The 11436-nt window shown below is 58.8% G+C and carries 8 protein-coding genes and 2 pseudogenes; all 10 read right to left on the bottom strand.

The window, feature by feature from the left end:
* Positions 1–3402 (bottom strand): phage tail protein (locus tag NTD89_RS04385; RefSeq protein WP_262206562.1); only part of this gene is annotated, 3402 nt, incomplete at its 3' end.
* Positions 3403–3461: 59 nt separating this feature from the next.
* On the bottom strand, positions 3462–4073 hold the full coding sequence (locus NTD89_RS04380) for a tail assembly protein (RefSeq protein ID WP_214246967.1): 612 nt from the start codon (positions 4071–4073) through the stop codon (positions 3462–3464).
* Between the two features lie 228 nt (positions 4074–4301).
* A pseudogene (locus NTD89_RS29465) lies at positions 4302–4736 on the bottom strand (methyl-accepting chemotaxis protein); the annotation flags it as partial.
* 102 nt (positions 4737–4838) lie between these two features.
* A pseudogene (locus tag NTD89_RS29460) lies at positions 4839–5525 on the bottom strand (PAS domain-containing protein); the annotation flags it as partial.
* 250 nt (positions 5526–5775) lie between these two features.
* Positions 5776–6543 (bottom strand): C40 family peptidase, encoded by a 768-nt coding sequence (locus tag NTD89_RS04365; protein ID WP_106578042.1) that lies wholly within the window; start codon positions 6541–6543, stop codon positions 5776–5778.
* 2 nt (positions 6544–6545) lie between these two features.
* Complete coding sequence (locus NTD89_RS04360) at positions 6546–7298, bottom strand: phage minor tail protein L (protein WP_214246969.1); 753 nt, start codon at positions 7296–7298, stop codon at positions 6546–6548.
* A gap of 11 nt (positions 7299–7309) precedes the next feature.
* Positions 7310–7648 (bottom strand): phage tail protein, encoded by a 339-nt coding sequence (locus tag NTD89_RS04355; RefSeq protein WP_106578040.1) that lies wholly within the window; start codon positions 7646–7648, stop codon positions 7310–7312.
* On the bottom strand, positions 7648–10707 hold the full coding sequence (locus NTD89_RS04350) for a phage tail tape measure protein (protein ID WP_106578039.1): 3060 nt from the start codon (positions 10705–10707) through the stop codon (positions 7648–7650). The genes NTD89_RS04355 and NTD89_RS04350 overlap by 1 nt, the downstream gene beginning before the upstream one ends.
* Positions 10708–10734: 27 nt before the next feature.
* Positions 10735–11007, bottom strand: a complete 273-nt coding sequence (locus NTD89_RS04345; RefSeq protein WP_106578038.1) for a DUF1799 domain-containing protein — start codon at positions 11005–11007, stop codon at positions 10735–10737.
* Positions 11008–11054: 47 nt separating this feature from the next.
* A complete protein-coding gene (locus tag NTD89_RS04340; protein WP_262206561.1) occupies positions 11055–11435 on the bottom strand; it encodes a phage tail assembly chaperone in 381 nt (126 codons plus the stop codon).
* Position 11436: the final 1 nt, after the last annotated feature.

Below are 11436 nucleotides of genomic sequence, written 5' to 3'. Positions count from 1 at the left end.
ACCGCCCGGCCCGTTCTCCAACCCAAGCCCGATACCCGCGTACTTGTAGAGGCCGGTGGCAGCTTCGTACTGCAACCGCACAGTCCAATTTGCCGTGACCTTGCCGTCGACGGTTTGAATGGCCGTGGCGTTGGTCTGGATGGCCAGGGTGTTGCCACCCACCGAGGTCTTCAGCGTCTCGATGCTGGACGCGAGCGCGCCCTCGCCGCTGATCCTTGCCGTTTGCTCGGCGGCGACTGCCGCGGCGGTCGCCGCCACCTTCACCTCGACGGCTTCGGTTTTCTGCCCCTGGACAAGATCCCCCTCGATCAATGCTGATTGAGTGGACCAAACTCCAATGTAGGCAGCCTCCGACCCCATCAGCGCGCTATCGTCGCCCTGCAGCGGTGGATTGACCTGTACGTAGATGCCATCTACGCGTTCAGCGGTGGTTTTGACCTTGCCGTCCAGCGTGGTAACTGAGGTCTTTAGCGTGCTCAAGCCCGACGCTGTGGCAACCACGCCGGTGACTGGATCGTTGACTGTCGTCCTCACCGCATTCAACTGTGACGCCTGGGCGCTGATGTCCTGGCCATGCTGATTGATCGTCGCCGAGTTCTGCTGAACCTGCGTCACCAGGGCGTTTACCGTCTGCGTTACCGTGCCGATGTCGGTCCAGTAGGTTGCGTTCGGCGGCGGGTTGTTTGCCGGTACCGGGCCGTTTGCCTGGTACAGGTGCTGACCCATTCGCACAATGTCGTTCAAGGCGTAGGCCTTGCTGGGAACGTAGTCAAGGGCGTCGACGATCTGGTCAATCAGGCCTTCCAGCTCCTTCTTGGCCGTGTTGATGCGGCTGTTCACCGAACCCGGGCCATTGCCGTCGACAAGGTTGATACGGTCGTTGAGCGTCTTCCCAAGCGACGTTTCGTTGATCTGGCCCTTGATCTGTTCAAGGATCGGCCCAGCGTCCGAACTGGCCTGGCCCAGCACACCATTCACCACCGGGTAGAACGGACCGATGTTGCCGGTGCGGTCCACCAGGCGCGCCCAGAAGAACAGCGTAGCGCCCGCCAGCAACTGCTGCATGCGATAGTCGGCCTGCGGGTACGCCAGGTCGGCCAGCTTGGTAGCCGCCGCCAGGTTGTTCGCCGGGCCATACCACAGCTCGGTGCGCTGGGTGTCCTCTGCACCTGCTGGGAAACCCCACTTGATGCTGATGCCGAACAGCTCGCTGGTGGTGCGCAGGAACGACACCGCCGGCGGCAGGCCGGTTTTGCCTTGAAGGTTGGTGAGGTTAGAGCTCTTCCAGACTGAGGAGATTTCAAAGGCGCTCACCGAGCGCACGCGGGCCAGGTAGGCGCCTGAGTAGATGCCAGTGATGTCGACACTGGTCGAACCAGTGCGCTGCACCTTGATCCAGTTGCCGCTGTCCTTACGCCACTCCACGTCGTACGCGACGGCGCCGGTGACGGCTGGCCACGAAATGTTCATGGTGCTGATCGCGATGCCCTGATTTACGGCGTAGCTCGATGTCAGGATGACGCCGGACGGCGCCGGAACCACGGTGATTGGGATAACGCTGATAGGACGCTCTTCCAGGCGCGCGCCGGTGTCGATGTGCGCAAACTTGCTCGGGTCGTACTGCACGGCCGAGATCTCGAACACGCCAGGCTCTGGCCGGGCCACGCTCACGACCCGATACAGCGGGATCGCCAAGTCGTCGGCATCCAGCGCCCACACCAGTTCAGCTTCGGGCGTCACGGAATAAGCCACGGTCACCGTGACTTTCCGGCCACTCACCAGTTGCACGGTGCGCCCCTCGCACTTGCCGTCGGGCAGGTTGAGGATAAGCCGGTCGCCGGGCTTGGCCTGGGTGTCGCGGTCCAGGGTGATGACCTTGCCGCTCACCGCAGAGATGCGCCCGCCCACTGGCCGGCCAGCGAGCAGTTCGTCTGCGATCGGGATCACGTAGCCTGGCAACGGAATGCGCCCGTCGAGGCCGACCTTGAAGGTAACGGCCCGGTCCTTGGAGTTGGTCAACAGAGCCCACTTCCCGCGGCGCTGAGCCTCGGATTCGCGGGTGCAGCCGATTGCGCTGATCTCGAGCGGATTGTCGCCGTAACGCCGCTGCAGCTTCTGGTCGGTCACCGCCGTGACGTCGGTGTCGTAGTTGTTGAGCGGGTTGTCGTAGCTGACCAGCGCGCGGGTATAGCGGGTGCGCTCCGACGCGCTGGAGTAGGTGAACTTGCCATCGATCACGTTTGCGCGGGTGTAAGCGAAGTCGAAGTCCGTGGCGCGCGGCATATCCGAAAGGGTGAATACCTGGCCCTGGGCCCAGTAGGTCATCCCACGGTAGATCGCCGAGATATCGCGCAGCAGCGACCAGGCATCAGCCTTGCTCTGCAGATTCAAGTTGCAGATGAAGCGCGGCTCCTGGCCACCCTTCCCGTCCGGCACCAACTGGTCGCAGTACTGCGAGATCCGATACAGCTCCCACTTGTCGACCATCCATGGCTTGATGCGGCGGCCCAGGCCGAAGCGGTCGTTCGTGGTGATGCCGAGCGTCGCCCAGGTCGGATTGTTGGTGTAGGCCTCCTTGAAGGTGCCGTCCCACACGCCGCTGTATGTGCGCGATGCGGGGTCATAGTTGCTCGGTACTGACCATTTTCGAGCCTTGCAGCCCACGGTCACCGCCGGGATGCTGCGGAACTGCTCTGCCGAGAACTCGATGTAGAGAAGCGCGGTATTCGGGTAGCGAATTTTCGCGTCGATCACCTCAGTGAAGCCGGCGATCTGCATCGTGTCCGAGATTTTGTTGTTGTTCTGGTTGATAGTCAGACGGGTGATGCGCATCAGCCAACCGGTAGTTGCCTTGGGCAAATCAATGCGACGAGTGCGCTCATAGGTGCTGGTGGTCTTGCCGTCGACAGCCTCACTCAGCACCTGCTTGTAAGCGCCGCCATCGGTGGCCAGCTCGACCTTGTACTCAATGCGGTAGCCGTTGATGTTGTTGTCCGCATCGACGGATTGCAGTGCTGGCCATGCGAATCGAACGCGCACAGCGGAAAGCTGAGTGTTGCTAATCGCCCGAACCCACGGCGTGCCGCTACGCAGCTCCGTGCTGATGGTGGTCTCGTTCTCGACGGACGGAATACCCTGGATATAGGTCTGGTCGACCGCGCCAGTACGCCATTCCCACTTCACGTTCGGGAAGTTCATGTTCCCCTGAGGGTCTTGCAGTGGGGTGTTGTCGAGGTAGATGTCCTTGGCGGTTGGTGTTCCTTCGAACTCGCCCTCCCCTACAGCGATCAGCATCTTGGCAATAGCGACCGAGCGCAGACTGTCCGGGGCTTCCGTTGGCGTTTTTGGCTTCTCTTCGCCGCCCTTGGCGCCGTGGATATCAATCTTGCGTGCTGCGCCCATGCTTTCCTCCGGACAATAAAAAACCGGCTCATGGCCGGCATTGGAGCTGCGGGTGGTCTTTACATCTGATCTTCGGCGTAAATCGCGGCACTGATAATTGCGCCGCCCCAGCGGCGCTCGCCAATGCAGAGCGGTACCGGGTTACCGGATGCCGTGGTGTTCTTGGCGCTACCGAAGGCGTAGCCGGGAGTATTCTCCGGCGCCGCACTGGTCTTGAGGCCGCCGGCCTGGGGGCTGAGCATTTGGATAACGCCGCCCAGCAGCATCGAGCCGCCCATCATGATCAAGGCTGAGCCAAACGGTGCACCCGCGCCAAAGGTTCCGCCGGTGATGACCAGCCCGACAACGATCAGTACTGCGCCGACAATGGTTTGCAGCGCTCCGCCGCGCTTACTGCCGGTTATCACCGGGGCAATGCGAATATCACCCTCCCCCGAGAACTCAAGTTCCTTCTCAGCTAGGTTTGTCTTGCCGCGAAATACGGCGAACTCGATCCCACGGGACTTGGCGTTGGACAAGAATCGCTCGAACCCTGGAATTTGCACGCACAGGGCCTTAACTGCTTCTGCCGGCGTCCTTACGGCCATCCGAAAGGACTTACCAAACTGACGAAGCTGTCCGTAGAGCAGGATCGTGGTCATAGGCTGATAATTAACGGCAAGTGCCGCCATTTGCTTTTCTCCAGGCGATAAAAAAGCCCGCCGAAGCGAGCCTTGATCAATTTGATGCGCTGCAATACGCGCTAGTTTAAGTACCGCCAGTCTCTTACTGGCAATCCAGTAACTCACCAACAAATAGTGCGTTGTCTCAGAAGCTACGCCTCTGGGCCGTTTTAAAGTTACTCTCCAACGAATGAACCTAGCCCTCAAAATGGCAGCCTTACCGGACTACCTCGTTCGCTAAGCAACCTGGGTCGCAAACCTGCCCACCGCGTCGACCACTCGCTTCGCACCATCCTGAATTTCGACAATGACCTGACCTGCCTGGGTGGCGAGCTCAAGGCCCTGTTCCGCTTGTGATTTGCTATTTGCCATTTCAGTGACGGTCTCATCTACCAGCTTCTGATTCTGTAAAACTACCGATGCGATTTCTTCTGTCGCCGTGCTGGTTCGCCCAGCCAATTGTCGAACCTCGTCAGCAACAACGGCAAAGCCTCGACCCTGCTCACCTGCGCGAGCGGCTTCAATCGCAGCGTTTAAAGCCAGAAGATTGGTTTGCTGAGCGATGCTGCTAATCGTCTGAATAATCGAGCTGATCAACAATGACTGTTTGCCCAGCGCTTCTACTCCCCCAGAGGCTGCCTGCATGTCAGCGGCGATTTTACGCATTGTGTGCATAGTGTCGTTTACGACAACAGCTCCTCGCTGTGCGCTGATATCAGTTTGCTGGGATATCTCAAACGCTGTTTGGGCTGCCCCGCTGACTTCTTGCTCACGGGCCACCTGATCCGTCACCACAGTCGCGAACTTTACTACTTTACAAAGTTTACCTTCGGTGTCGTAAACCGGGTTGTAGGTTGCTTCCAGCCACACCGTTTGGCCGCGGCTGTCTAAACGCTCGAATCGGCCGGCAACAAACTCACCTTTATTCAACGCTGACCAGAAATCATTGTATTCTTGGGATGAAACTTGCTCTGGTTTACAGAAAACTCGGTGATGGCTCCCTTTTGCTTGTTTTAGGCTGTAGCCCATAGCTTGTAAAAATTGATCATTTGCCATCAGTACATTTCCAGAGAGATCGAACTCGATCACCGCTGTAGAACGTAGTAGCGCCTCAATGAATGACGCATTTTCCGAAGCTTTTTCTACTCGAGAAGTAATGTTAGTAGCGTAGCAAGTAACATGACTCAACTGGCCACTCTCATCTTTGATTGGCTGCCAATGTGCATGAATCCAGACTAATGAGCCATCAGCATGAAGGTACCTATAATCGTCGGTGATCGATTTGCCTGCGGCAACCGCGGATCGGAAGTTATGAAAGCACTCTAGCTTGGATACGTACTGCGGCACAATCTCTGCCATTGCGCGACCTAAAAGACTATCCGGAGCATAGCCCAGTGCTTTTCCAAAATTGTCGTTACATGCCGTAATTCTAAACGTTGAGTCGATACTCAAAGTTAACATTTCACGGTTAAGGCCATCGCGCAGCTGGCGCAGCTCCAACAGCTCATTATTTTGAAATTGAAGCTGTTTCTTAAGGTTAGCGTTGAACATAGGAAGTCGCCTCTGTGATCACACCAGTCCTATCGGCATCTTCTGGCGAAAATTGAGGACATCCGAGGGGAAAACGGTTTTGCTGTGCACAGTGTAGTTGAGCGACGATGCTGCAACATCCAGAAGCTGCAGAATTCAGCGACTCTGGCGCTAAATAAAATTATTTCAATTGGCTCATGGCGTCTTTGTGCCGGAGAATCAAGCTGGTTCGGTCATACCAAGGTCCGCCAAAGACAATGATCTCAGATGGCCTTCCGTAAAGATGGTGTAGTAGGAATGGACCGATGCCGAACGTACCCGACTCTTCACCAGGTAGAGCTGGATCAGTGCCCAGGTAGATCCCTGCATGGTTGGGGTGAACCGTCCGCCCAACGTGCATGACGATCAGGTCTCCACGTTGTGGCCGGGCGACACGGACGAATCCGGCGTCCTCGTAGTGATGCTCGTACAAACTGGCGTGCTCCGCACTCTCCCACCAGCCATCGATGCGCTGGAAAGCTTCGAACTCAATTCTCCATTCGCGCTGGTACCAATCGGCGCAGACCTGCCAACAGTCCCAAGCGCCGTGCACAAACGGCCGCTTGAGCAGCGGCGTGTTGCCCGTCGGGGTGATCGTGCGCAGGTCGCCCTCAGGCCACGACAAAATGTGCCAGGGCAGGGCCGTGGCCTCGCACATCGCCAAGTCATGCGGTGACGGCCTGCTGGTTGCGTCCGGGTGGGAGTGAACAATGCCGATCACTTCGCCCAGATCTTCCGCCGCGACATAGTCCTCGGGGTCGAGCCGGAACTCTTCGCTTGGCTCCGTGGCGATGTTTCGGCACGGGAAATATTTCTGCTTACGACCGATGGCCAGCAGCAGGCCACAGCACTCGCGCGGATACTCCGCCGCCGCATGCGCCTTGATCCCCGCAATAATGTGCTTGCGCATGGTCAGCTCCTGGCAATAAGGGACACAGCGGGGAAACCGCCGAAGGAGAGTTCGTTGTTTTCGCCGAAGCGCTTCTTGCAGGAAGACAAGCAACCCTTGCACTGGTCCTTGGCTGGGTCATCCGTGAGGTTGTCCTCGTCGTCGAACATGGCCCCGCCGGTGTAGCCACAGTCAGGCCCACGGTAACCATTGGTCATGGCCCAGTGGCAGAACGTCGTCATCTGCCGGCCGGGCAGTCCGTGGTTGTCGATCTCGCCCGGGGACGAAAGCTCCCAGACCACAGCCTCTCCGTCCTCGCTGGTTTTCTGGTCGATGTACCAGATCTCCAGCGCTTCCTGTGTCGGATCAGCAGTAGGGTTGCCTTCGGGGAAGTTGGCTGCGTCCAGGTACTTGGCCAGGGTCTCGCGGACCGTCAACTTGAATTTCAGCATGTCCTCGAAGGCCAGGCACAGCGCCGTCACGCGACCGTTGACGTTGCCAGCGGCGAATGTCGGCCGGGTGGCCGTGCCGTCGCTACTTGAGCCAATGCCTTCTATCTGCACCGGCCAGGCCGCGTACTCGGCACCCTGCCACCAAATCGACTTTGCCGGCAGATCGGCTTCCGATCCCTCGTATGCCAATAGTTCGTCCGGTGTGTGCGGGATGGCGTGACCGTGAAAGCGCAGGTAATCGGCGCCGTACTCGGTCCCGTCAATTTCGAATAGGCGGATTTCGCCGCCGGGCTCCAGTTTCTGGATGTCCGTGATCAGTGCCATGGGCCGTTATCTCAGGGGTGAAAGGTTTGCTGGAAGGTGGCGGTGATGGCGTAGACCTGGCCGCCACGGTGAACAGGCTTGTAGCCGTTGCACTTGTAGAGCCCGAGCACGCCGAGTGGTGGCGTCCAGAGAAACGCCTTTGCCCCTTTGTGCTTGTCGAGGAACTTCCTGATCTCCAGGATTCGCGCGGCCATACCGGTAAACGTCACCGGCCAGGATTCCGACTGATTGTTCAGTCCGTCCTCGACCGACTGCTCATAGCCATCGCCGAACTTTTTGGTCCGGACGCGCTGGGTAATCTCCCCTTCCGCGCCCTTCTCCGTTGCCCATGTAAATCGTTCGATTGCCATCAGCGCCCCTTGATTGCTTTGTTGATGACGCCGCCCTGGCCCATGTCCTTGTTGCGCATCTGCTGGTACTTCTGCTCCACAAAAGCCGCCAGCTCCTTGCCGAACAGGTCGTAGCCAGGCGCGTCGGCGGAGGATGATGCGTTGCCGTCTCCGTCGATATGCACCGCGACGTTGATCTGCGTTGCACCCGCCCCGCCGCCGCCCATCGCCATAACACCAAGCTTGCCGCTGGATGTGCGAGTCAGTGGCATGATCGCCTCTGCTCCAGCCTCCCCCATGACACCGGTTTTGCCGTTGGCCATACCGAACGCCGTGGGCTTACTGACGATTGAATTGGTGAAGGCGCCGCCGTCGGCGAACATCTGCACACCGCCCGACCAGGCGCCGCCCAAAGCTTGCGGGAAGTAGGTGCCGGAATAGCCGCCAGCCGAGGCGCCAAGGTTTGAAGACGCGGCACCAGCTGATCCAGCAGCCAGCCCATTGCCACCGGCGGAGCTTCCACCGAAGTAGCTCGCCGCTGCGCCAACCAAACTGCCAAGCAATGCCGAGCTCGCCTGACGGGTCGCGATACGCGCCATATCCGCCAAAATCGACTTTGTGAAGTCCGCAAAGGAAAGCTTCCCAGTCATGGCGAAGTTGACGACGGCGTCTTCCATGGAGCTAAAGGCATTGCCGAACAGGCTTTTTGTCTGCCCGGCGACGTTGCGAGCCGAATCCAAGTAGTTGTCCCACGCCGCTGTTGCACCTTTGGTCCAATCACCCTGCGCATTTTCCACATCCGCGTAGTTTTGCCGAATCTGGTCAGTGGCAGCCTTGTTCGCGTCGGCGAGCGCCTGCGACTTACGCTTGAACTCCTCCTCTGACATGTTCCGCGACGGGTCAGACTTCTGGTTGGCAAGCTCGAGCGACTGCTGAGCAAATCGATCCTGTTGGTTGTTCAGTTCGCCGCTGAGTGCGTTCTGGCGGTCACCCTGGCCTACGCCAATCACGGCGCGCTGCCCGGCAAGCTCCAGGGCTCTCTGTTGCTGCCCCAGTGCCTGCACGTAGGTGCTGATCGCGCGCTCTTGCTTCGCCAGGCGCCCGGTCTCGTTGGTCGCCAACACTTCAAGCTGGCTATCAGCGTCCTTCTGCGCCTTGACCATTCCCGCTCGCGCGTCAGCGATCTTCTGGTCGAGCTGGATGGTCTGCGCGGCCGACGTGGTCTTCTTGCCTTTGGCGGCCTCAAGCGCTGCAATCTCTGCCTCGTAGGCCGCCTTGGTTTGGTCGAGCTGATTGCCGATCAACGCCTGGCGCCGCAGCAGATAGTCTTCCTCGGAAAGCAAGCCAGCCTTTTGAGCCGCTTCCAGTTCCTTCTGGTAATTTTTGTAGGTGTCGGTGATCGCCGCCAAGTCGTTCTTGGTGTTGTTGAAATTGGTTAAGTCGACCTGTGAACCGGCGGCCTTTGGGTCTTTGAACTTGTCGTTGATATTGGCGATGTTTTTGTCAACCGTTGCCTGAGCCAGGCGAGGATCGTTCGGCGCTACCTTGCGGATATCGTCGAGTTGCTTTTTGTAGTCCTTGAGCGCATCGGCGCGCTTCTGCTCATTCGTCCATGACGATTTAGTCAAAGCATCGATTTTAGCCATCGACGATACGGCTTCGCCTTGGGCCTTAGCTTGGTCACCCTCCCACTTGGCGATATCGGCTTGGGCCGCCTTCTCATCTTCCAGCATGTTTAGGCGGTTTTGCCGAAACTCAATCAGCGCGTCTTTGGACTTTTTGTTTTGGAACAAACCGTCCATGTTTTGCGCTTCAAGCAGGTCCGCCTTCGCACTTTCAATATCCGCGTTGATGTCGCGACGGCCAATATTCTTGATCCCGTCGGCGGCGCGCGCCACGGCGTTGTAGGCCTTTTCCCAAAGACTGAGGTTTGCCAGAATCTTCGGAGTGCGCTCATTGATCGCATCAGCGTAGGCATCGGTCGCGAGCTTTACGGCGCCGGCGTGATCGCCTTGTTTCTCAAGGGCCACGATTTGCGAGTAAACCGAGGCAGTCAGGTAGTGGTACTGCTCGTTTAGCGCGGCGGACGCCTTGACCGGATCGTCAGCCAGCTTGGAAAACTCGGCAACCGTCTCGCTCACGGCCTTGCCGGTCGCTTCCTGCATCGACACGGCGGCCTGAGTGATCTCGGTAAAGCTCGCACCTGCGATCTTCCCATTGTCAGCCAGCAGGGCCAAGACAGAGGCTGCTTGCCCCGTAGATCCGACAGTAGCGCTGACCTGGCGCGCCATATCGCCGAGCTGCCCGGCACTGACGCCTGCATAGTTGCCGGTGAGGATCAGAGACTTGTTGTATTTGTCGGTTTCGGCTCTGCCCTGAACAAATCCATAAGCCAGCGCGCCGATCGCTGCTACAGCAAGCCCAATAGGCGCGGCCATGGCTGCGATCCGAACGGCCGAAGCGCCGGCATTGGTCCCCAGCTCCAGAACGTTGTGCGCTGCAACGCGGATGTTGCCTTCAGCCAGAGCGTTTCCTAGCTGAACCACGTTCTGCCTGGCGGCTTTGGTGTTCAGGCCGAGGCCGGCAAACGCCGAACTCGTCTTGTCGATCTCGGCATACTTGCCATCGATCTTCTTCAGGGCCTGGTTGTATTGCTCTTGGTTGATACGACCCGCATCCAGGTGCTTACCCAGCTGCTCAACCTGGGTATCCAGCTTTACAAATGCGGCCCGGGCCGGGTCGATGGCACCCAGCAGGCTGTTCAGGGCCTTCTGTTCGTCCATCGCTGACTTGGCCAAGGCGATTTGCTGCTTATCGAGCTGCGCCGAGAGCTTCGCCGCCTCGGCCTCGCCATAGGCGCCGGTCTTGGTCAGCTTGGTGAGCGCATCACGCTGCTTTGCCAGGTCCTGCGTAGTCTTGGCACTGGTGGAAAGTGATTTCTCCAGCGCCTGCATTTCATTCATCAGGCTGACGGCGGATTGCTCGGCCCGGCCGCCGGCCTTCGCCATCTCATCCAGGCTGGTTTTCGCCTGGATTGCATCGGCCGAGTCGATCTTGACGCCGAGCTCTGCAATGTTCATCGACTCACCTTGAATAAGTGCCCGTGCTCACGGGCTGTTTTCCCTTTCCTCCGCCATGACGCGCAGGGCTTCGCCTTCCAGCACCTGAAGGTCAGGGAAGATTTCAGCGAGTTTCTTTTTCTTGATTCCGAGGAACCCGGCCACGTCGCGGATGCAGTTGTAATCGAGGCCGATCGCGCCGCCGGCGCCCGCCCGCCACTGAGTCGACATCCGGTTGAACAGGAAGAACGCCGGCCAGTTGCAGGGCCAGACCTCGGTCACCTCTTCAAGGTCACCCGGGGTGAGCCCGAACAGGCCCATCAACTCAGCAGGTGCCGCCGGCGCATAGAGTGCGCGGGCGGCGTCCGTCAGTTTCCCAAGCGGGCCTGACTGAATGCGCTCTGGTACGCATTCACGACCGCCTCAGCAGCGCCCTGGCAGGACGTCACCAGCGCACGAATGCTCTTGTCGTCGAACTTGTCGTCGAAGCCCCAGCCAACCACGAGGTCCTTGATCTGCTGCGACTGCTGCTCAGTGTCAGCAACAACGATTTCGGAAAGCGTTGGGCTTTCGCCCAGGGAGGTCCGAGCTTCATCGCGCTTCAGGTTCCACTCATCAAACAAAGCGGCAAGCCCCGGGCGATCACGATACTTGAAGGTGAACTCGATTTTCTCGGGCTCACCCCCAACGATAGGGATCGACACGAAGGCCTTGAACGTCGGGTTTTGGGCGATTCTGATCTTTGCCATG

Source organism: Pseudomonas sp. 14P_5.3_Bac1 (genome assembly GCF_025466135.1).
Classification (GTDB): domain Bacteria; phylum Pseudomonadota; class Gammaproteobacteria; order Pseudomonadales; family Pseudomonadaceae; genus Aquipseudomonas.
This window is presented reverse-complemented; position numbering and strand designations above follow the sequence as displayed.